Below are 21,098 nucleotides of genomic sequence, written 5' to 3'. Positions count from 1 at the left end.
GAGTCTCCGCGGGGACGGTGAGAGTTGGACGCGCGGAAGCTCCCCCTCACCCGGACCGCTGCGCGGTCGACCTCTCCCCGCAGGCGGGGAGAGGTGAAGCACCGTCTACTTGAACGGCAGCGCGTACATCAAGCCGCCCTTGCTCCAGAGGCCGTTGAGGCCGCGATCGAGCTTGAGCGTGCTGGCCTTGCCGACGTTGCGCTCATAGATCTCGCCATAATTGCCGGTGGCCTTGATCGCCGTGACCAGCCATTTGTTGTCGAGCCCAAGCCGCGAGCCGAGGTCGCCGGAGGCACCGAGGAGCCGCTGGATCGCAGGCGTCTGCGACTTCGCCATCTCGTCGACATTGGCTTGGGTGACGCCGAGTTCTTCGGCCTCGATCAGACCGTAATGCAGCCAGGTGATGATGTCGCTCCAGACCTCGTCGCCGTTGCGGGTGAAGGGGCCGAGTGGCTCCTTGCTGATGGTCTGCGACAGCACGACGTAGTCGGCCGGGTTCGGCGCCGCGGTCGTCACGGCACCCGCGAGCGCAGAGGCGTCCTGGGTCATGGCATCGCAGCGGCCGCCGAAGAAGGTCTGGTACATGGTGTCGATGCGGTCGAACACCAGCGGCTTCCAGTCGATACCGTTGGCACGGCCGTAGTCGCCCAGCGTGACCTCGTGCGTGGTGCCTTGAGCCACGCAGACGGTGGCGCCCTTGAGGTCCTTCAGCTCCTTCACGCCGAGGTCCTTCTTCACGACAAAACCCTGGCCGTCGTAGAAGTTGATCGGACCCTGCCGCAGGCCCAGTGTTACGCCGCGCAAGTATGTCTGGGTCGAATTGCGGTAGAGCACGTCGATCTCGCCCGATTGCAGCGCGGTGAAGCGGTTCTGCGCGGTCAGCGAGACGTAACGCACCTTGTTGGGATCACCGAGCACGCCAGCCGCGAGGGCGCGGCAATAGTCGACGTCGAGACCCTTGTAGTTGCCTTGCGAATCCGGCGCGGAGAAGCCGGCAAAGCCGGCGCTGACGCCGCACACCAGCGTGCCGCGGCTCTTCACGGTGTCGAGCGTCGCCGCCGAAGCGACGACCGTCGATGCTGCGAGCACGCCCGCTGCGATAACCACTTTCCTCATCATGCTAGTCTCCCCTCAGTGATTGACACTACGCAACACGTTGTCGACGGCCGTGCCGAGCCTGTCGACGATCAGGTCGATCTCGTCCGCGGAAGCGATATAGGGCGGCGCCAGCAGCACGTGGTCGCCGCGCACCCCATCCACGGTGCCGCCGCCGGGATAGCAGCCGAGCCCGTTGGCGAGCGCCTCCGCCTTGATCTTCTGGTGCAGCTTGAGCGCCGGATCGAACGAGGTGCGGCTGGCGCGATCAGCGACGAGCTCGATGGCCCAGAACAGCCCGCGGCCCCTGATGTCGCCGACGTGGCGGTGATTGCCGAAGCGTTCGGTCAGCCGTTGCTCGAGTTGCCGCCCGCGCTCCCTGACCTGATCGAGCAGGCGGTCCTCGCGGATCACGTTTTGCACCGCGAGCGCGGCTGCGCAGGCGAGGGGATGCGCCAGATAGGTGTGACCGTGCTGGAACGCGCCGGAGCCGGCGCGGATCGTGTCGACGATCTTGCCGCTCGCGAGCATCGCGCCGATCGGCTGATAGCCGCCGCCGAGACCCTTCGCGATCGCCTGGATGTCGGGCGCGACACCTTCCTGCTCCCAGGCGTGCGTTGTGCCGGTGCGGCCCATGCCGCACATGACCTCGTCGAGGATCAGCAGCGCGCCGTGCCGGTCGCAGATCTCGCGCATGGCCTTGAAGTAGCCGTCGGGCGCAGTCACGGCGCCGGCGGTGGCGCCGACGACGGGCTCGGCAAGGAACGCCGCGACGCTATCGGGGCCAAGCCGCTGAAACTCGGCCTCGAGCTCGGCGGCAAGCCGCGCGACGAACTGCGCATCCGACTCGTCCTCGCGCTTCTCGTGATAGGCGAAGGCCGGCGTCACATGGCTGAATGCCGCCGAGAGCAGCGGCGCATAGGGCGCGCGCCGCCAGGCATTGCCGCCGGCCGCCAGCGCACCGAGCGTGTTGCCATGATAGCTCTGCCGTCGCGCGATGAAGTGTTGCCGCTGCGGCTCGCCAAGCTCGATGAAATATTGCCGGGCGAGCTTGATGCTGGCCTCGATCGCCTCCGATCCGCCGCTGACGAAATAGGCGTAGGCGAGACCGCCGGGCTCGTGCCCGACCAGCGCTTCGGCCAGCGCCTCGGCCGGCTCGGAGGAGAAGAACGCCGTATGGGCATAGGCAAGCGTCGCGGCCTGTTTCGCCATCGCCGCGATCACGCGCGGGTGCTGATGCCCGAGGCAGGAGACCGCCGCGCCGCCGGAGGCGTCGATGATGCGCCGGCCGTCCTCGGCGAAGAGATAGACGCCTTCGCCGCCGATCGCTTTGGGCGGCGTTTCGCGCAACGAGCGGTGCAGCACGCGACTGGTGCGAGCGGCCATGGGTCAACCTTTCTCTGGGACGTAAGTGGAGGTCGCAACCAGTCGCGCCTCGGTACTTTCCAGACGCTTCTTCGCGGCCACGCCACCGAGCGAGAACGTGACCGCCGCAAGCGACTGCGCGATCGCAATCGCGCCGGTGAGGCTCGGAAAGAAGCCTGGAGAGGAGGCCGCCTCGAACAGCAGCACGTGGTCGGCGCCCTCGGCCATTGGTGCCGAGAGGCTATCCGCAATCGCGATCAGTGTCGCGCCGGCGCGATAGGCTGCCTGTGCGACGCGGACGCTTGCATGCGTGTAGGGCAGGAAGCCGACGACGATAACGGCTTCCCCGGACCGGAACGCGCCGAGATCGAGGTCGTCGGGCCCGGAAGCGCCGACGAGTTGGACCTGTTCGGGCCGAAACAGTCGCAACTCGTAGTTCAGCAATTCCGCGACGCTGCGGCAGCTTCGATAGCCGGCAATCCAGATCCGCTTGGCCTCGTGCAGCGCGCGGGCGGCTTCCGCGATCGGGTGTGCCGGGATCCGCGGAAGGCCGGCGGCCTCGGCCTCGAGCTTGTCGGTGACGAGCGCGACATCGGCGTTCGGCCCGTGGCGACGGCCTCTTGCGCGGCCGGAGAAGGGCGCGGTCTGCGATGGCCGCCGCGCCTCCGTCAGCGCCGCGCGCAACTCCTCCCAGCCAGAATAGCCGATCGCCTTCGCAAGCCGCGTGAACGCGGCTGGATCGGCGCCGGCTTCCGCCGCGAGATCGCGCATCGAACGGGTGGTGGCGTCGTAATCGTTGGCGGCGACGAAGCGTCCGACCTCCTGCAAGCGCATCGGGAGCGATGGCAATGCAATACGCAGCTCGCTCAACGGCGAGGATTTCGCGGGCTCGGCCATGAAACATTTGTTGCATGAATTGAAGTTTGGTGCAACAGTTGACGTGCGCTGCCGGAAATCGCTGCCCCTTGAGAAGGATTTTTGTGCCGTGACTTCAGATGCGCCGAGACCGCCGCCACGTCGCCGCTTCTTCGGCGCCTTCGGGCGCCGCGAGCTGAAGGGTCTGTTCTGGCAGGTCCTGGTCGTCGGCATCGCGGTTGCGGTCATCGCCTTCCTCTGGTCCAACACCGTCACGAACCTCTCGGCCCGCCGCATCACCACCGGTTTTGCCTTCCTCGGCCGCGAGGCCGGCATGCCGATCGCCGACAGCCTGCTCGCCTATAGTCCGAGAGACACCTATCTCTGGGCGTTCGTCGTCGGCGTCGCCAACACCTTGCGCGTTGCCGTGATCGGGATCGTGCTCGCGACGATCTTGGGCACGCTGATCGGCATCTCGCGATTGTCGGCGAACTGGCTGCTGTCACGGCTCGCCGCGGTCTATGTCGAGACGCTTCGCGATATCCCGCTTCTGCTTCAGCTCCTGTTCTGGTACGTGTTGATGCAGGCGCTGCCGGCCGCACGCGCCGCGTGGCGACCTGTCGAGGGTGTGTTCCTCTCCAATCGTGGCCTGATCCTGCCGGCGATTCCGTTCGGCCCGCCGCAGCTCGAGGTCGTCGGCGCCGCGGTGCTGAGTTGCGCGGTGTTCTATGTCGTCCGGCGATGGCTGGTCGCGCAGCAGATGCGCGATGGCAAGCCGCGGCCGGCTTGGCCCTTTGCGGTTGCGCTGATGATTGCGTTGCCGGCGCTGGTGTCCGTGCTGCTCGGCGTATCCTGGCGCATCGAATGGCCCGAGCTGCGCGGCTTCAACTTTGTCGGCGGGTTGACGCTGGCGCCGGAATATTTCGCGCTGCTGATCGCGCTCGTCACCTACACCTCGGCCTTCATCGCCGAGATCGTGCGCAGCGGCATCCAGTCGGTGCCGCGGGGACAGTGGGACGCCGCCAACGCACTCGGCCTGCGCCGCAGCTTCATGCTGCGGCAGATCATCTTGCCGCAGGCGCTGCGCGTCATCGTGCCGCCGATGACGAGCCAGTATCTCAATCTGACAAAAAACTCCTCGCTTGCGGTCGCGATCGGCTACCAGGATGTCGTCTCGATCGCGAACACCACGCTGAACCAGACAGGGCAGGCGATCGAGGCGATCGCGTTGATCATGGCGGTATTCCTGACCATCAGTCTCGGCATCAGCTTTTTCATGAACTGGTACAATGCGCGCATCGCGCTGGTGGAGCGTTGAGGATGACGGCGATCAGCGATATGCCGGATGTGCCGCGGGCCGCTCGCCGCCCGCAAGTTGGTAATCCGATGCTGCGCTGGCTGCGCGCCAACTTGTTCTCGTCGATCCCGAACGGCATCCTCACTATTGTGCTGCTGGCGGTGCTCGCGAAGGGCGTGATCAGCTTCGTGCAATGGGGCATCGCCAGTGCTGTCTGGCTTACGCCGGTGAATGATTCCAGCGCTTGCCGCGCGGTGCGCGGCATCGGCGCCTGCTGGGCGGTCATTCCTGAAAAGTACCGCTTCATCCTGTTCGGCACCTATCCGTTCGACGAGCAGTGGCGGCCGGCATTGGCGGTCGTGCTGTTCATTGCGCTGTACTATCTTTCGACGCGCCGCGCCCTGTGGCGGCGCGAGCTCGTTTTCCTCTGGATCGGTGCGCTCGCGCTGATCAGCGTGCTGATGTGGGGCGGAGTGCTGGGGCTCTCTTTCGTCTCGCAGGAGCGCTGGGGCGGACTGCCGGTGACGCTGATCCTGGCGACGTTTGGATTGGCGTTCGGCTTTCCGCTCGGCATCCTTGTCGCGCTCGGCCGGCGTTCAAAGCTGCCGGCGATCCGCTCGCTCAGTGTGATCTATGTCGAGCTGATCCGCGGCGTGCCGCTGGTGAGCCTCTTGTTCATGGCCAGCGTGATGTTTCCGCTGTTCATGCCCAGTGGGTTCAACATCGACAAGCTCCTGCGCGCACAGATCGCGATCATCCTGTTTGCGGGCGCCTACCTTGCCGAAGTCATCCGCGGTGGCCTTCAGGCCGTGCCGCGTGGTCAATATGAGGCTGCCGACGCGCTCGGGCTGTCCTACTGGCGCAAGAACCGGCTGATCATCCTGCCGCAGGCGATCCGCCACGTCATCCCGCCGCTGGTCAACACCTTCATCGCCTTCTTCAAGGACACCAGTCTCGTGCTGATCATCGGCATCTTCGACTTGCTGACGACAGCGAAGACCGCGATCATCGATCCCGCCTGGCAGCAGTTTTCCGTCGAGGTCTATATCTTCGTCGCCGCAATCTATTTTGTCTTTTGCTTTGCGATGTCGCGCTACAGCCGGAGTCTTGAGGCGACGAGCGGGAGGTGAGGTCTCGTGTCCCGGACCAGGTGCGGCGCGTCAGCGCTGCGCCGCAGGGCCGGGACCCAGGGATGCACGGGAGGTCTCGGCGAGGTGGGCCCCGACTGTGCAGCGCACCGCTGAAGGAGCGCTGCGCTGCGTCCGGGGCACGAAAGAGGCTACTTCTTTACCTTCGGGTCGATCGGCGTCGTGCCACGCAGGCCCAATATATCCTCCAGCACCTTCGCGCCTGCGATCACTTGCGCATCCGCACGCGGTGCGCCGACTACCTGCACGCCGATCGGCAGGCCAGACGCCGTGAAGCCGCAGGGCAGCGACAGTGATGGGCAGCAGGCGAGCGTGATGGCGTAGACGATGCCGAGCCATTCGACGTAATTGTCAAATCGCTTACCCGCGCATTCGGCGACATAGCGATTTTCGACCGGGAAGGGCGGCACGATCGTGGTCGGCACCAGCAGGAGATCGTAGGTCCTGAAGAACTCGACGGCGCGCGCGGTCATGCCGACGCGCTGGGCCTCGGCACGCTCGAGCTGCTCGACCGTGAGCTTGAGGCCCTCCTCGATGTTCCAGATTACTTCGGGCTTGAGCAGGTCACGCTTGGTGCGGAGAAGTTGCGCCTTGCTGATCGCGAAGTCGAAAGCGCGCAGCACGTGGAAGCATTCATGCGCCTCGCGCCAGTCCGGATGCGCCTCCTCGACGGTTACGCCGGCCTCGGCGAAGCGTTCAGCCGCCTTGCGTGTGATCGCCCTCACTTCGGGATCGACCGGCGTGATGCCGAGATCGGGCGAATAGGCGATACGCTTCGGCTTCTTGCCGGACTGCGCAGCCGACAGGAAAGAAGTCAGAGGCGCCGGCAGCGACAGCGGATCGGCGGCATAGTCGCCGCTCATGGCATCCAGCAGCAGCGCGAGATCCTCGACGTTGCGGGCCATCGGCCCCTGCACGCCGAGATTGCGGTCGATGCCCGCCTTCGGCGTATGCGCGACGCGGCCGATGCTCGGCCGCATGCCGACGATGCCGCAGAAGCTTGCCGGGCTGCGCAGGCTGCCGCCCATGTCGGAGCCCTGCGCGAGCCAGGCCATGCCGGTGGCCAGCGCCACTGCCGCGCCGCCGGAGGAGCCGGCCGCAGATTTCGAAGTATCCCAGGGATTGAGGGTCGCACCGAACACCTCGTTGAAGGTGTTGGCGCCGGCGCCGAATTCCGGCGTGTTGGATTTGGCGTAGACGACCGCGCCATTGGCTTCGAGGTTCTCGACCATGAGGTCGGATTTCGCGGGGACGTTATCCTTGAAGATCGGCGAGCCCTGGGTGTTCAGCACGCCCGCAACGTCGGTCAGATCCTTGATCGGCACCGGCAGGCCCGCGAGCAGCCCGCGCGCGCCGGCCGGCTTCTGCATCAGCGCCTTGGCGTTAGCTCGGGCGCGATCGAAGCACAGCGTCGGCAGCGCGTTGACCTTGCCATCGACTTCACTGATGCGCTTTTCCAATACGTCCAGCAGTTCGAGCGGCGAGACGTCGCCAGACCGCAATTTGTCGACGACGGTGCACGCGGTTTCGCGGATCAGCTCTTGAGACAATTATTTTACTCCTATGCCCGTTCTTGGTGTCGTCATTGCGAGCGCAGCGAAGCAATCTAGGAATGCAACCGCGGTGGCGGTCTGGATTGCTTCGCTGCGCTCGACGGTGTGTGCGGCGCGCAGCGTGGTCATAACCAGCGCCGAATTCTAACCCCACCCGGCGCTGATGCCGCCATCGACGGTATAGATCACCCCCGACGTATAGCCCGAGCGATCCGACGCCAAGAACGCCATGAGATCACCAATCTCGCGCGCATGTGCAGGGCGGCCGAGCGGCAGGCTCTTCTGGAATTCCTTGTAGCGGGTCTCGTCACCGAACTGGTGCTTAGCCCGCGTCTTGAGCAGGGTGACGTGACGGTCGGTGCCGACAGGGCCGGGATTGATGCCGACCACGCGGATGTTGTCGGCGAGACTTTTTCCACCGAGCGCGCGGGTGAAGGCCATCAGCGCGGCATTGCCGGCGCTGCCGCAGATGTAATTGGCATCGAACTTCTCGCCGGCCGCACCGATGTCGTTGACGATCACGCCGCCACCCTTGGCCTTCATCTGCGCATAGATCTGCCGCGTGAGGTTGATGTAGCCGAACACTTTCAATTCCCAGGCGTGCCGCCAGGTCGCCTCGTCGATCTTGTCGATGGACCCGCCAGGGATGTCGCCGGCGTTGTTGACGAGGATGTCGATGTCCGCGGCTTCCTTGGCGAGCCGCGCGATGTCCTCGGCCTGGCGTAGATCGACGACGCTCGTCGCGGCATCGACCTGGTGCGCGGAGCGCAGCCGCTCGGCCAGCGTCTTGAGCTGCTCGCCGTTGCGGGCGGCGAGCAGCAGATGCGCGCCTTCTTCGGCAAACGCCTCGGCGGCGGCCGCGCCGATGCCCTTGGATGCGCCCGTGATCAGGACGCGTTTGCCACGCAGATGCAGATCCATGAAGGGTGCTCGCAGGATAGGAACAGGATCAAATCAGTAGGCGCTCGGTCGCGCCATGGTCAACATTGCAGTGCAGCGTTGCACTGCCGCCGCGTTTGGTCCATTGCAGTGCGATCAAGAGGCGGCGGCTGCCGAACCAACCAAGGACGTTCTCGATGAGCAAGAAACAATACCGGATCGCGGTCATTCCCGGCGACGGCATCGGCAAGGAAGTGATGCCTGAGGGCCAGCGCGTTCTGGAGGCGGCGGCGAAGAAGCACGGGGTGTCCCTGCAGTTCGACCATTTCGACTTCTCGTCCTGGGACTATTACGAGAAGCACGGCCAGATGATGCCGGATGACTGGAAGGAAAAGATCGGCAAGCACGATGCGATCTATTTCGGCGCGGTCGGTTGGCCGGCCAAGATTCCGGACCACGTCTCGCTGTGGGGCTCGTTGATCAAGTTTCGTCGCGAGTTCGACCAGTATGTGAACCTGCGCCCGGTGCGGCTGATGCCCGGCGTGCCGTCGCCGCTGGCGAACCGCAAGCCCGGCGACATCGATTTCTGGGTGGTGCGCGAGAACACGGAAGGCGAATATTCCTCCGTCGGTGGCCGCATGTTCCCGGACACTGACCGTGAGTTCGTGACGCAGCAGACGGTGATGACCCGTACCGGCGTCGATCGCATCCTGAAGTTCGCCTTCGAGCTCGCGCAGTCGCGGCCGAAGAAGCACCTGACTTCGGCGACGAAATCGAACGGCATCTCCATCACCATGCCCTATTGGGACGAACGCGTGGAGGCGATGGCCAAGAAGTTTCCAGGCGTGAAGTGGGACAAGTATCACATCGACATCCTGACCGCGAACTTCGTGCTGCATCCGGATTGGTTCGACGTCGTGGTCGGCTCCAATCTGTTCGGCGACATCCTCTCCGATCTCGGCCCGGCCTGCACCGGCACCATCGGCATCGCGCCGTCAGGCAACATCAATCCCGAGGGCGATTTCCCCTCGGTGTTCGAGCCGGTGCACGGCTCGGCGCCTGACATCGCGGGGCAGGGCATCGCCAACCCGATCGGCATGATCTGGTCGGGCGCGATGATGTTGGAACATCTCGGCGAGAAGGAAGCCGGCAAGTCGATCGTCGACGCGATCGAGCGCACGCTCGCCGAACGCACGCTCCGGACCAAGGACCTTGGCGGTAACGCGGACACCACCGCTTGCGGCAAGGCGGTGGCGGAGATGGTGGATTAGGCAGATTACAAATCACATGGTCGTCCCGGCGAAGGCCGGGACCCATAAACCACAAGAAGTAGTTGCTGCACTCGCTAGTAACCACGAGTCTTCGCCAAACCGCGCTTTGTGGTTATGGGTCCCGGCTTTCGCCGGGACGACACTGAGGTCGCGTTCAGCCCACGATCTTCTCGATCGCGGCCTGGTCCAGCCCGAACCGCTTCCCGGCATCCAGAATTTCCTGCCAGGTGTTCGGATCGACCGGTATGCCTTCGGCGAGGCGCTTCTTCTTGGTCTCGCGCTCGGGCTCGCCGGCGATTCTGACCTTATCGACGCCGGGAGCAGGCGGCGAGCCGGTGTGCCAGGCGACGAAGCTCTCGACTTCACGTGCGAGGTTTTCGGCGGTGCCGAGCTTGTTGGGATCGATGACGATCGAGAGCATGCCGTTGAGGACGTTGTACTTGCCGTCGGACGGGCCCTTGACCACCTGCCCGCCGGAGAGGGCGCCGCCGAGGATTTCGCAGACCAACGCGAGGCCCGACCCCTTGTGCTCGCCGAACGGCAGGATGGCGCCGTACGGCGGGATCACGGTGTAGCGCGGGTCGACCGTTGGCTTGCCTTCATTGTCGATGATGGTGCCGGGCTCCAGCTCGACGCCCTTGTTGTGGGCGACGCGGGTCTTGCCCTGCGCGATCCTGCTGGTGGCGAAGTCGAGCACGATCGGCTCCTTGTCCCTGCGCGGGATGCCGACGCAGAACGGGTTGGTGCCGTGGCGCGCATCGCTGCCGCCCCAGGGCGCCACGATCGGGCGCGAGATCACGTTGACGAAGTGGATCGAGACCAGCCCGTGATCGATGCACTGCTCGGCCCAGTGGCCGATGCGGCCGATGTGGTGCGAGTTGGAGAGGCCGACGAGACACACGCCGTTGCGCTTGGCGCGCTCGGCCGCCAGCTCCATCGCTTCTTGGCCGATCACCTGGCCGTAGCCGGTGAGGCCGTCGAGGGTGAGGAGCGGACCAGTGTCGAGCACGATCTTGACGTGCTGGTTCACGGCGAGGCCGCCGTTGGTGACGCTCTGGACATAGCGCGGGATCATGCCGACGCCGTGGGAGTCATGTCCCCTAAGATTGGCCTCGACGAGATTGGTGGACACGAGCTCCGCTTCGCGGTCGGTAGACCCACCCGCCTTGACGATGGCGCGGATGGCATTGGTGAGCGGCTCTGCCTTGATGGTGCGGTAATCGGCCATTGTTGTTGCTCTTATCCTCTTACGATCCGGCGGGGCGTAGGGTGGGTTAGGCGAAGCCGTAACCCACCTCTTCTGTCCCAGCGGAAATAGACAGTGGTGGGTTACGCCGAGCAGATGCGCTTTGCGCATCTGCAGGGCTAACCCACCCTACGAACTTACGATTCGGCGGCAGTGCTCCCACGCCGCTTCAATCAGGTTTTCGCTCGCTTCCGGCGTGCGGAAGGCGGAATGCGCCGACAATGTCACGTTCGGCAATTTTGTGAGCGGATGATCGCCGGGCAGCGGCTCGATGTTGAAGACGTCGAGACCGGCATGGCGGATGTGGCCCGACTTCAGCGCGTCGATCATCGCAGCCTCGTCGACGATCGCGGCGCGAGCGGTGTTGATGAGGATGACGCCGCGCTTCATCGCAAAGATCTTCTCGCGCGTGATCATGCCGCGCGTCTCGTCGTTGAGCAGCAGATGCAGCGACACGACGTCGCTCCTTGCCAGCACGGTGTCGAGATCGGTGAACTCGACCCCAGGATTGCTCTTCGGCGAACGGTTCCAGGCGATCACCTTCATGCCGCTGCCGGACGCAATGCGCGCAACTTCCGCGGCGATGCCGCCGAAGCCGATCAGCCCGAGGGTCTTGCCGGTGAGCTGCATGCCGTCCTCGCGCAGCCAGTTGCCGCCGCGCATCTCGCGATCCATCATCGCGATGACGCGGGCGGAGGCCCACATCAGCGCGATCGCGGATTCCGCCACCGCCGTATCGCCGTAGCCCTTGATCAGATGCACGGAGATGCCGAGTTCGGCCAGTTCCTCCGGATTCAAGTAGCTGCGCGCGCCGGTGCCAAGGAACAGACGTGCTTCAGCCCGGCGCACTTCTTCGCGACGTCGGTCGGCAGCGCGGTGTGATCGACGATCGCGATCTCGGCGCCGTCGAGGATCTCGGGATATTGCTCGGGCTTGATATCGGGGTCCCTGTGGATCCGGACCTTGGGATCGCCTGGCTTCTCCAGCCGCTCCATGATCAGGGCAAGCGTTTCATTGGCGTCGACGAAAACTCCGCGCATAGCTCTCTCCGGTCAGGATGCGACGCCGGCGATCGCCAGCACGGTGTGCATGAGCACGTTGGTGCCCGCGGCACAGTCGGGCTGCGTCGCGTCCTCCAGCTCGTTGTGACTGATGCCGTCCTTGCAGGGCACGAACACCATTGCCGCCGGCATGATGGTGTTGAGGTTGCAAGCGTCGTGGCCAGCTCCGGAGGTGATGCGGCGAGACGAATAGCCGAGCGTCTTCGCCGCGTTCTCGACCGCCGCAATGAGCTTGGGATCGAAGTGCGTCGGCGGCTTGCGCCAGACCAGATCGATCTTGACCTCGACTTTGCGGCGCGCGGCGATCTCGGCAATCGCGGCGCGCAAATCGCGATCGAGCGCGTCCATGATGGCGCCATCCGCGCTGCGGCAATCCATGGTGAAGGCGATCTCGCCGGGAATGACGTTGCGTGAGGGGTTTGCGATCACGGCCTCGCCGATGGTGCCGACCGCGTTCGGTCCATGCTTTTTCGCGATCGCTTCCATCGCCAGCACGATCTCCGACAGTGTTGCCAGCGCATCACGCCGCAGCGGCATCGGGGTCGATCCCGCATGGCTCTCGAAGCCGCTGATCTTGCCGTCGTACCACAGCACGCCCTGACCGGAATCGACCACGCCGATGGTCTTGCCTTCGGCCTCCAGGATCGGGCCCTGCTCGATGTGCAGTTCGACGAAGCAGCCGAGCTTCTGGAAACCGACCGGCTTGTCGCCGCGATAGCTGATGCTGTCGAGCGCCTGGCCGACGGTCGTGCCCTCGGCGTCCTTGCGCGACAAAATGTCATCGGTGGTGAAATCGCCGACGTAAGCCGCGGAGGCCATCATCGCCGGTGCGAAGCGCGAGCCTTCCTCATTGGTCCAGTTGACGACGCAGATCGGCGCTTCGGTTTCGATGCCGGCATCGTTCAGCGTGCGGATCACTTCCAGTGCGCCGAGCGTTCCCAGAATGCCGTCATACTTGCCGCCGGTCGGCTGCGTGTCGAGATGCGAGCCGATGCCGACGGGCGGCTTCGACATGTCGCGTCCCTTGCGCAGGCCGAACATCGAGCCGAGCGCATCGACATGCACCTCCAGGCCCGCGTCTTCGCAGGCCTTGCGGAACCAGTCGCGGACTTGCTTGTCCTCGGAGCTCAGCGTCAGCCGCCGCACGCCACCCTTGGCCGTCGCCCCGAACTGCGCGGTGTCGTGGATGGAGCCCCAGAGGCGGGCGGAATCGATCTGCAGGTTGGTGGCGGCTCGGCTCATGCGGTCAGTCTCTCAATTGTCCGGCGCCTTTTTCAATGACGCGCCAGCGCGGGCGCGTCAACCGCGAGGCTGCTCTGCGCAATTTGCCGTGCCAGCTCGGCGACGCGCTCGACTGCCACGACGTCGGGCGAGGCGAGCCAGCTCGCGGTGAAGGTCAGCGGCGCGATCGCGAGATCGGTGTCGAGCAGCTGCAGCCGCCCGTCGGCAAGCTCGTTCTCGACGATGGCGTCGGGGATCACTGCGATGCCGAGTCCTTCGACCGCCATGTGGATGACGGTGGCCAGCGAGGCGGAGGCGTGCAGCCGGATCGGCGGCAGCTCAGGCCGGTCGAACACCTCGCGCACGACCTCGTAAGGCTTGGTCTTGCGCGGGAAGGTGATGATCGGAAATCGCGCGAGCTCCGCCGGCGTCACCGGACCCTGGCCGAGGCCGAGCGAGGGGCTTGCGAGGAAGCCGATCGGATAATCGGCGAGCACACGGTTGTGCACGCCGGAGGCGGACAGCGGTCCCACCACAAACGCAAGCTCGATCTCCTGCGCGAGCAGGCGCGCGGTGAGGTTCGGCGTGATGTCGACCTCGATCTCCAGCGACAGGTTCGGATAGACCTCGTTGACGCTCTTCACCAGGCGCGGCAGCCAAGTGTGCACGATGGTCTCGGCGACACCGAGGCGCATGACGCCGCGCATGGCCGAGCGGTCGCCGATCTCCGCCATCATCGCGGCACGCAGGCCGATCAGCTTCTCCGCATAGACCATCATCTGCCGGCCGCTCGGCGTTGGCGAAGCGACGCGATGATCGCGATTGAGGAGCTTCACGCCCATCTCGCGCTCGAGCTGGGCGATGCGCTGGGAGATCGCCGGCTGCGTGGTGTTGAGCCGTTGTGCGGCGCCCCGAAAGCTGCCGAGCTTCACAACCCAGAGAAATGTCTCGATCGACCTGAAGTCCAGCATTGGAAGGATTTTCCCAGTCGATAAATCAGATTTATCGAGATTGATTAGAAACGACGATTAGACTTTATAGCACGCTTGGTGTTGGCTTGTCTTTGTCGAGTTTATAGGCAGGTCGATCCCATGACTGCTTTGGTGGCAGCGCAGCAAACTGAAACGCCCGACACCCTCCCGAGCCGCAAGGCCCGGCTCGCCTATCGTGAAGGGGTGGTCGCCTCCACCGCCGGCGTCGCCCCAGGATTCGTTCAGGGCAATCTGGCGATCCTGCCGGCGGAATATGCCGGCGCCTTTCACCGCTTCTGCCAGCTCAATCCCAAGCCGTGCCCGATCATCGGGATGTCCGACGTCGGCAGCCCTTACATTCCTTCGCTCGGCGCCGATCTCGACATCCGCACCGACGTGCCGCGCTATCGCGTCTGGCGCGACGGCGAGGTCGTGGACGAGCCGACCGACGTGACGAAGTATTGGCGCGACGATCTCGTCACCTTCGTGCTCGGCTGCTCCTTCTCGTTCGAAGAGGCCTTGCTCGACGAGGGCATGCCGATCCGACACATCGAGAAGAACGTGCGCGTGCCGATGTACCGCACCAACATCGCCTGCGGCGAGGCCGGACCGTTTGCCGGCCCGATGGTGGTGTCGATGCGTCCGTTCAAGCCGGCGGATGCGATCCGCGCGGTGCAGATTACCTCGCGCTATCCCGCCGTGCACGGCGCGCCGGTACATCTCGGCCATCCGCATCTGATCGGCATCAAGGACATTGCCAAGCCCGACTACGGCGATCCCGTGCCGGTTGCCGATGACGAGATCCCGGTGTTCTGGGCCTGCGGCGTGACGCCGCAATCCGTCATCAACGCCGCGAAGCTGCCGTTCGCGATCACGCATTCGCCCGGGCTGATGCTGGTGACGGATCTCAAGAACAGGACCATGGCCGTGATTTAGTAGGCAGCCTTTGCTGCTTGTTCGGGCTTTACCGCATCCATCAATCACTTCATTCGATCAGCCGAAATTCAGTAACAGGGGACTTTGCCATGACGATCTCTCGCCGCGACGTGTTGTTGGGAGCGACCGCTACAGCCGCGCTGGTGCCGCTGGCGGCGCGCGCACAGACTTCGGAAGTCGTGATCGGCGTGATCTATCCGTTCTCCGGCGGCAGCGCGCAGCAGGGCGTCGATGCCCAGAAAGCCTATGAGACCGCGCTCGAAGTGATCAACAAGGACACCGATTTCGACCTGCCGCTGGCGAAGGGCGAGGGCCTGCCGGGCCTCGGCGGCGCCAAGGTGCGCCTCGTGTTCGCCGACCACCAGGCCGATCCGCAGAAGGGCCGCGCCGAGGCCGAGCGTCTGATCACGCAGGAGAAGGTCGCCGCCATCATCGGCACCTATCAGAGCGCGGTCGCCGTCACCGTCAGCCAGATCTGCGAGCGCTACCAGATCCCGTTCGTCTCCGCTGACAATTCCTCGCCGAGCCTGCATCGCCGCGGTCTCAAATATTACTTCCGCGCCGCCCCGCATGACGAGATGTACTCGGCCGCGATGTTCGACTTCTTCGATTCCATGAAGAAGAAGGGCACCAAGATCGAGACGCTGTCGCTGTTCCACGAGGACACCATCTTCGGCACCGATTCCGGCAACGCCCAGGCCAAGATCGCCGGCGAGCGCGGCTACAAGATCGTGACCGACATCAAGTATCGCGCCAACTCGCCGTCATTGTCGGCCGAGGTGCAGCAGCTCAAGACCGCCAACGCCGACGTGCTGATGCCCTCGAGCTACACCACCGACGGCATCCTGCTGGTCAAGACCATGGCCGAGCTCGGCTACAAGCCGAACGCGATCGTGGCGCAGGATGCCGGCTTCTCGGAGAAGGCGCTCTATGATGCCGTCGGCGACAAGCTCGAAGGCGTGATCTCGCGCGGCACCTTCTCGCTCGACCTCGCGCAGAAGCGCCCGATGGTCGGCAAGATCAACGCGATGTTCAAGTCGCGGTCCGGCAAGGACTTCAACGACCTCACCTCGCGCCAGTTCATGGGCCTGATCATCCTCGCCGACGCCATCAGCCGCGCCAAGTCGACCGACGGCGAGAAGATCCGCGACGCGCTGGCGGCGACCGACATCCCCGGCGAGCAGACCATCATGCCCTGGAAGCGCGTCAAGTTCGACGAGGCGGGCCAGAACAACGACGCCGACCCGGTGCTGCTGCAATATGTCGGCGGCAAGTTCGTCACCATCTTCCCGCCGCAGGCCGCGATCGCCGAGGCGATCTGGCCGATGAAGTAAGCGGCGAGATATCTCCCCACGTCGTCCCGGACAAGCGAAGCGCAGATCCGGGACCCATAACCACAGGCCGGCGTTTTTGCGAAGATCGGTTGCCGTTCATCCCATCGATGGATTCGTGGTTATGGGTCCTGGCTTTCGCCAGGACGACATCGGAGTAACGCAGAAGCAGAGGCGCAACACCAGTGACAGCCCAAGCCATTATCCAGAGTCTCGCGAGCGGCCTGCTCATGGGCCTGCTCTACGGACTGATCGCGGTCGGCCTCGCGCTGATCTTCGGCCTGATGGACGTCGTGAACTTCGCCCATGGCGAGTTCCTGATGATCGCGATGTACGTGTCGTTCTTCCTGTTCGCGTTCTTCGCCATCGACCCCCTTTTGTCGGCGCCGCTGGTCGCCGCGGCGCTGTTCGTGTTCGGAGCGGTGGTCTACCTGCTCATTGTACGCTTCGCCATGCGAGCCAAGGCCAATGCCGGCATGGTGCAGATCTTCTCCACTTTTGGCCTCGCCATCGTGATGCGCGGACTTGCGCAGTTCTTCTTCACGCCGGATTATCGCAGCATTCCGCAGTCATGGCTCGGCGGGAAAACCATCTCGGTCGCCGGCATCTTCCTGCCGGAGCCGCAGCTGATCGGCGCGCTGGTCTCGATTCTCGCCTTTGCTGGCCTCTACTTCTTCATCCATCGCACCGATTTCGGCCGTGCGCTGGAAGCGACGCGTGAGGATCCCGGCGCGGTCGCGCTGGTTGGCATCGACAAGAACCGCGTGTTCGCGCTGGGCTGGGGCCTGGGTGCCGCGCTGGTCGGTCTCGCCGGCGCGATCATGGCGGTGTTCTTCTACATCTATCCCGATGTCGGCGCCTCCTTTGCGCTGATCGCTTATGTCACGGTGGCGCTCGGCGGCTTCGGCAGCGTGTTCGGGGCCTTTGCCGGCGGCATCATCGTCGGTCTCGTCGAAGCGGTCACCGCCTTGGTGCTGCCGCCGTCGCTGAAATCGGTCGGCATCTATGCCGTCTACCTGCTCGTCGTCTTCATCCGGCCGCGTGGCCTGTTCGGGTCGATGTGATGGACAAGAATTTTGCCGCGCGGCGCCGCCGCGATCTCATCATCGCCGCGGTGCTGGCGGGGCTCGCAGCGCTCGCGCCGCTGTTCATCAAGGACGTTTACGTCCAGAATATCCTGATCCTGACCTTGATGTATGCGGCGCTGTCGCAGAGCTGGAACATCCTCTCCGGCTATTGCGGGCAGATCTCGCTGGGCCACGCGCTCTATTTCGGCATCGGCGCCTACACCACCGAGCTCTTGTTCACCAAGTTCGGCGTGCTGCCCTGGTTCGGCATGCTCGGCGGCGGCGTGATTGCCGCCCTGATCGCAATGGGGCTCGGCTATCCCTTCTTCCGCCTGCGCGGCCATTACTTCGTGATCGCGACCATCGTCATTGCTGAAATCGGTCTGCTGCTGTTCCAGAACTGGGAGTGGGCGGGAGCCGCGATGGGCATCACGATTCCGATCCGCGGTGACAGCTGGCTGAAATTCCAATTCCTGCGCACCAAGCTACCATACTTCTATTTCGCGTTGGCGCTCTGCTGCCTCGCCTGGTTCGTCACCTGGTGGCTGGAGGACTCCAAATGGGGCTTTTGGTGGCGTGCGGTGAAAGACAATCCGGAGGCGGCCGAAAGCCTCGGCGTCGTCGTGTTCAACTCCAAGATGGGCGCGGCAGCCGTCTCCGCCTTCCTCGTCGCCATTGGCGGCGCCTTCTATGCGCAGTTTCTCGCCTATATCGATCCCGAGAGCGTGATGGGCTTCCAGTTCTCGCTGCTGATGGCACTGCCGGCCGTGCTTGGTGGCATCGGCACCCTCTGGGGGCCGGTGTTAGGGGCCGCCATCCTGATCCCGATGACGGAGCTGACGCGCTCCTATATCGGCGGTTCCGGGCGCGGCGTCGACCTCATCGTCTACGGCACCCTGATCGTGCTGATCTCGCTGGCGCTGCCGCAGGGTCTGGTGAGCCTGTTCTCGCGTTCAAAAGCGAAGGGAGCCACGCGATGACCGCGCTCCTTGAAACCCGTGGCGTCTGGCAGCGTTTCGGCGGCCTCGTCGCCAACAGCGACGTCTCGATCTCGGTCGGCCGCGGCGAGATCGTCGGCCTGATCGGCCCGAACGGTGCCGGCAAATCGACGCTGTTCAACCTCATCGCCGGCGTGCTGCCGCCGACGCAAGGCTCGATCTGGTTCGACGGCGAGGACGTCACTCATATGCCGGCGGCCGAGCGCTGCCAGCGCGGCATCGGCCGCACTTTCCAGGTGGTCAAGAGCTTTGAGACCATGACTGTTGTCGACAACGTCATCGTCGGCGCTCTCGTGCGCAACACGGTGATGCGCGAGGCGCGCCGCAAGGCGCATGAGGTGCTGGAGTTCACTGGCCTTGCCGCACGAGCCGACGTGCTCGCAAGCGACCTCGTGCCGGCCGAGAAGCGCCGCCTCGAAGTCGCGCGTGCGCTCGCGACCGAGCCGAAGCTGCTGCTGCTCGATGAGGTCCTCACCGGCCTCACGCCGACCGAGGCGCAGACCGGTGTAGCGCTGGTGCGTAAGGTGCGCGATGCCGGCGTTACCGTGCTGATGGTCGAGCACGTCATGGAGATCGTGATGCCGCTGGTCGACCGCGCCATCGTGCTCGACCTCGGCAAGGTGCTGGTCGAGGGCAAGCCTTCCGACGTCGTCCGCGATCCCAAGGTGATCAGCGCATATCTGGGAGATCGTCATGCTGTCGGTGCGTGAAGTCACGACGGCCTATCAGGGCCTGGTCGCGATCTCCGCGGTCTCGATCGAGGTTCAGAAGGGTGAGATCGTTTGCGTCGCCGGCGCCAACGGTGCGGGCAAGTCGACGCTGCTCAAATCCATCGCCGGCGCCGAGCGCCCGCGTTCGGGCTCCGTGACGTTCGACGGCAAGCGCCTCGACGGCATGGCGCAGCACCACATCACCGCCACCGGCATCGCCTATGTGCCGGAGAACCGCCGCCTGTTTCCGCGCCTGTCGGTGCGCGACAATCTCCGCCTCGGCAGCTATCTCTATCGCGGCGAGGCGAACCGTGAGGAGCCGCTGGATCTCGTTTTCAATCTGTTCCCCCGCCTGTCCGAACGCTTGGAGCAACGCGCCGAGACGCTAAGCGGCGGCGAGCAGCAGATGCTCGCGATCGGCCGCGCGCTGATGACGCGCCCGCGGCTGTTGATGCTGGACGAACCCTCGCAGGGCATCATGCCGAAGCTCGTCGACGAGATTTTTCAGGCGGTGAAGCGCATCCGCGACGCCGGCATGACCGTGCTGATCGTCGAGCAGCGCATGGCCGAGTGCCTCGAGATCGCCGACCGCGCCTACATCCTGCAGACCGGTCGCGTGCTGATGCAGGGTCCGTCCGCGGAGATCAAGGTCAACCCGGATGTGAGGAAGGCGTACCTCGGATTGTAGCCGCTCGCTACGATCCCTATCCTGATTGCTTCTTGTTCCGGTTCTTGCTTGCGCCGCGCAGCGTTGACGCGGGTGCCGAGGGTTGCCCGAAGCCATTCATCTGGATGCAGGAGAGAAGGTCGACATAGCTTTCGATGCCACCGGCGGAGGCCTCGGCGTAGCATTGGGTGCGAATTGTCTCCGGCGTTGTCGTCCAGATGGACCCGAGCTGTTGCTGTGCGGTTTGCTCGTCGCTCATGCAGGCCTCGTAGGACTGCGGCTCGGTCAGCGACTTGTCGATCTCCTGAGTTGCCTTGCAATTGGCCTCGACCTTGAGATCGGGGACGCCGCCGCGCGCGGACGTCTGGGCGTTTGCGGAAAGTGGCAGGGCAATAAAGCAGGCGGCAGAGAGGAGGGCGCAGGATATTTTGAAATCCATGACAATTCTCCTAGCGATCGATGAAACAACTCCTTCAGTCAATTACAGGGGGATCATGTGCTCGCGATCCCGGTGATGCAAATCAATTCCGGTCCGCTGGTCCCGCATATCGCTCCGCTCATGCGGGCTACTGTCGTCACCACATCCTCCGTCATTGCGAGCGCAGCGAAGCAATCCAGAATCTTCCCGCGGAGGGATTCTGGATTGCTTCGCTACGCTCGCAATGACGGGGTTAGAGCCGGGCTAATGCCCATCCCCATGCTCCGGCAGCGTCACCCCGAACACCTTCACCAGATCGGCCACCTGCTCCGGCGACAGATAGCGCGGGTTCATGCCGCGCAGCAGCAGGTACAGCTTGGCCGTTTCCTCCAGCTCCTCCGTCGCGAACACGGCGGCCTCCAGCGTGTCGCCGGCGACCACCGGGCCGTGATTGGCGAGCAGCACGGATGAATATTTCCCCGCCAGTCCCTTGATTGCGTCCGCCACCGCAGGATCGCCGGGGCGGTAATAGGGCACGAGCGCGGTGGCGCCGCATTTCATCAGATAATAGGCCGTCATCGGCGGCAGCGCGGCGCGCGGGTCGATCTCGGGCAGCATCGAGAGTGCCACCGAATGGGTCGAATGCAGGTGCACGATCGCGCGCGCGCTCCCGCGCGTGTCGTAGAGCGCGGTGTGGAGCGGAACTTCCTTGGTCGGCGCATCGCCCGAAACCAGCCGTCCCTGGCTATCCAGCCGCGACAGCCGCGCCGGATCGAGGAAGCCGAGCGAGGCGTTGGTCGGTGTCACCAGCCAGCCGTCATCGTCCAGCTTGACGCTGATATTGCCGGAGGAGCCCGGCGTCAGCCCGCGCTCGAACAGCGACCGCCCGAAGCGGCAGATATCCTCACGCAGCCGTGTCTCGTTGTTCATGGCCGTCATGCCTGCTTGTCTCACGCTTTGGCAGCGCGGCCAAGCCGTGTTATCGGTGCGCCGAGCCGTCGCAAAAGGG

General features: G+C 64.6%; 19 protein-coding genes and 1 pseudogene. 9 read left to right on the top strand and 11 right to left on the bottom strand.

The genetic code is table 11. The annotated features are described in order from the left end of the window. Positions 1-105: 105 nt before the first annotated feature. The 3 genes from CWO91_RS01200 to CWO91_RS01190 are packed head-to-tail and all read right to left on the bottom strand — an operon-like array spanning position 106 to position 3,357. Complete coding sequence (locus CWO91_RS01200; RefSeq protein WP_091895341.1) at positions 106-1,119, bottom strand: amino acid ABC transporter substrate-binding protein; 1,014 nt, start codon at positions 1,117-1,119, stop codon at positions 106-108. A 12-nt stretch (positions 1,120-1,131) separates the two neighbouring features. After that, positions 1,132-2,481: an aspartate aminotransferase family protein gene (locus tag CWO91_RS01195; RefSeq protein WP_130211896.1), complete on the bottom strand. Its 1,350-nt coding sequence runs from the start codon at positions 2,479-2,481 to the stop codon at positions 1,132-1,134. 3 nt (positions 2,482-2,484) lie between these two features. After that, positions 2,485-3,357 carry a MurR/RpiR family transcriptional regulator gene (locus tag CWO91_RS01190; protein ID WP_130211895.1) on the bottom strand — a complete coding sequence of 291 codons (873 nt, stop codon included), beginning with the start codon at positions 3,355-3,357 and terminating at the stop codon, positions 2,485-2,487. Between the two features lie 88 nt (positions 3,358-3,445). Between CWO91_RS01190 and CWO91_RS01185 the strand changes: the two genes are divergently transcribed. Beyond that, positions 3,446-4,633, top strand: a complete 1,188-nt coding sequence (locus tag CWO91_RS01185; protein WP_130211894.1) for an amino acid ABC transporter permease — start codon at positions 3,446-3,448, stop codon at positions 4,631-4,633. A gap of 2 nt (positions 4,634-4,635) precedes the next feature. Then, a complete protein-coding gene (locus tag CWO91_RS01180; protein ID WP_130211893.1) occupies positions 4,636-5,742 on the top strand; it encodes an amino acid ABC transporter permease in 1,107 nt (368 codons plus the stop codon). 149 nt (positions 5,743-5,891) lie between these two features. Here the strand turns inward: CWO91_RS01180 and CWO91_RS01175 are convergent, their stop codons facing one another. Continuing rightward, a complete protein-coding gene (locus tag CWO91_RS01175) occupies positions 5,892-7,310 on the bottom strand; it encodes an amidase (RefSeq protein ID WP_130211892.1) in 1,419 nt (472 codons plus the stop codon). 147 nt (positions 7,311-7,457) lie between these two features. Continuing rightward, entirely contained in the window at positions 7,458-8,234 is a 777-nt protein-coding gene (locus CWO91_RS01170; protein ID WP_130211891.1) for an SDR family oxidoreductase, read from the bottom strand. 155 nt (positions 8,235-8,389) lie between these two features. On the opposite strand from CWO91_RS01170, the gene CWO91_RS01165 reads away from it, so the two are divergent. Then, complete coding sequence (locus CWO91_RS01165; RefSeq protein WP_130211890.1) at positions 8,390-9,463, top strand: tartrate dehydrogenase; 1,074 nt, start codon at positions 8,390-8,392, stop codon at positions 9,461-9,463. Positions 9,464-9,617: 154 nt separating this feature from the next. On the opposite strand, the gene CWO91_RS01160 is transcribed toward CWO91_RS01165, so the two are convergent. The 4 genes and pseudogenes from CWO91_RS01160 to CWO91_RS01145 form a co-directional block, all read right to left on the bottom strand. Then, on the bottom strand, positions 9,618-10,691 hold the full coding sequence (locus CWO91_RS01160) for a malate/lactate/ureidoglycolate dehydrogenase (protein ID WP_130211889.1): 1,074 nt from the start codon (positions 10,689-10,691) through the stop codon (positions 9,618-9,620). Positions 10,692-10,838: 147 nt separating this feature from the next. Beyond that, positions 10,839-11,749 (bottom strand): annotated as a pseudogene (locus CWO91_RS01155) (NAD(P)-dependent oxidoreductase). Positions 11,750-11,761: 12 nt separating this feature from the next. Beyond that, the gene (locus CWO91_RS01150; protein WP_130211888.1) at positions 11,762-13,012 is read right to left on the bottom strand and encodes a Zn-dependent hydrolase; all 1,251 of its coding nucleotides are present in this window, start codon (positions 13,010-13,012) and stop codon (positions 11,762-11,764) included. Positions 13,013-13,044: 32 nt separating this feature from the next. Next, entirely contained in the window at positions 13,045-13,962 is a 918-nt protein-coding gene (locus CWO91_RS01145; RefSeq protein WP_091895313.1) for a LysR family transcriptional regulator, read from the bottom strand. A gap of 120 nt (positions 13,963-14,082) precedes the next feature. Between CWO91_RS01145 and CWO91_RS01140 the strand changes: the two genes are divergently transcribed. The 6 genes from CWO91_RS01140 to CWO91_RS01115 all read left to right on the top strand — a co-directional run bounded on the left by CWO91_RS01140 (position 14,083) and on the right by CWO91_RS01115 (position 19,692). Next, positions 14,083-14,898 (top strand): putative hydro-lyase, encoded by an 816-nt coding sequence (locus tag CWO91_RS01140; protein WP_130211887.1) that lies wholly within the window; start codon positions 14,083-14,085, stop codon positions 14,896-14,898. 89 nt (positions 14,899-14,987) lie between these two features. Then, positions 14,988-16,232: an ABC transporter substrate-binding protein gene (locus CWO91_RS01135; RefSeq protein ID WP_130211886.1), complete on the top strand. Its 1,245-nt coding sequence runs from the start codon at positions 14,988-14,990 to the stop codon at positions 16,230-16,232. Positions 16,233-16,414: 182 nt separating this feature from the next. Further along, the gene (locus tag CWO91_RS01130) at positions 16,415-17,293 is read left to right on the top strand and encodes a branched-chain amino acid ABC transporter permease (RefSeq protein ID WP_130211885.1); all 879 of its coding nucleotides are present in this window, start codon (positions 16,415-16,417) and stop codon (positions 17,291-17,293) included. Further along, positions 17,293-18,276, top strand: a complete 984-nt coding sequence (locus tag CWO91_RS01125; protein ID WP_130211884.1) for a branched-chain amino acid ABC transporter permease — start codon at positions 17,293-17,295, stop codon at positions 18,274-18,276. Before CWO91_RS01130 ends, CWO91_RS01125 begins: the two co-directional genes overlap by 1 nt. Continuing rightward, entirely contained in the window at positions 18,273-19,004 is a 732-nt protein-coding gene (locus tag CWO91_RS01120) for an ABC transporter ATP-binding protein (RefSeq protein WP_130211883.1), read from the top strand. The genes CWO91_RS01125 and CWO91_RS01120 overlap by 4 nt, the downstream gene beginning before the upstream one ends. Further along, positions 18,988-19,692, top strand: a complete 705-nt coding sequence (locus tag CWO91_RS01115; protein ID WP_130211882.1) for an ABC transporter ATP-binding protein — start codon at positions 18,988-18,990, stop codon at positions 19,690-19,692. The genes CWO91_RS01120 and CWO91_RS01115 overlap by 17 nt, the downstream gene beginning before the upstream one ends. A 16-nt stretch (positions 19,693-19,708) precedes the next feature. Here the strand turns inward: CWO91_RS01115 and CWO91_RS01110 are convergent, their stop codons facing one another. Then, positions 19,709-20,152 carry a hypothetical protein gene (locus CWO91_RS01110; RefSeq protein ID WP_245471085.1) on the bottom strand — a complete coding sequence of 148 codons (444 nt, stop codon included), beginning with the start codon at positions 20,150-20,152 and terminating at the stop codon, positions 19,709-19,711. Positions 20,153-20,353: 201 nt separating this feature from the next. After that, a complete protein-coding gene (locus CWO91_RS01105) occupies positions 20,354-21,028 on the bottom strand; it encodes an aldolase (protein ID WP_165405164.1) in 675 nt (224 codons plus the stop codon). Positions 21,029-21,098: the final 70 nt, after the last annotated feature.

The organism is Bradyrhizobium genosp. SA-3, assembly GCF_004212635.1.
Lineage (GTDB): Bacteria > Pseudomonadota > Alphaproteobacteria > Rhizobiales > Xanthobacteraceae > Bradyrhizobium.
This window is presented reverse-complemented; position numbering and strand designations above follow the sequence as displayed.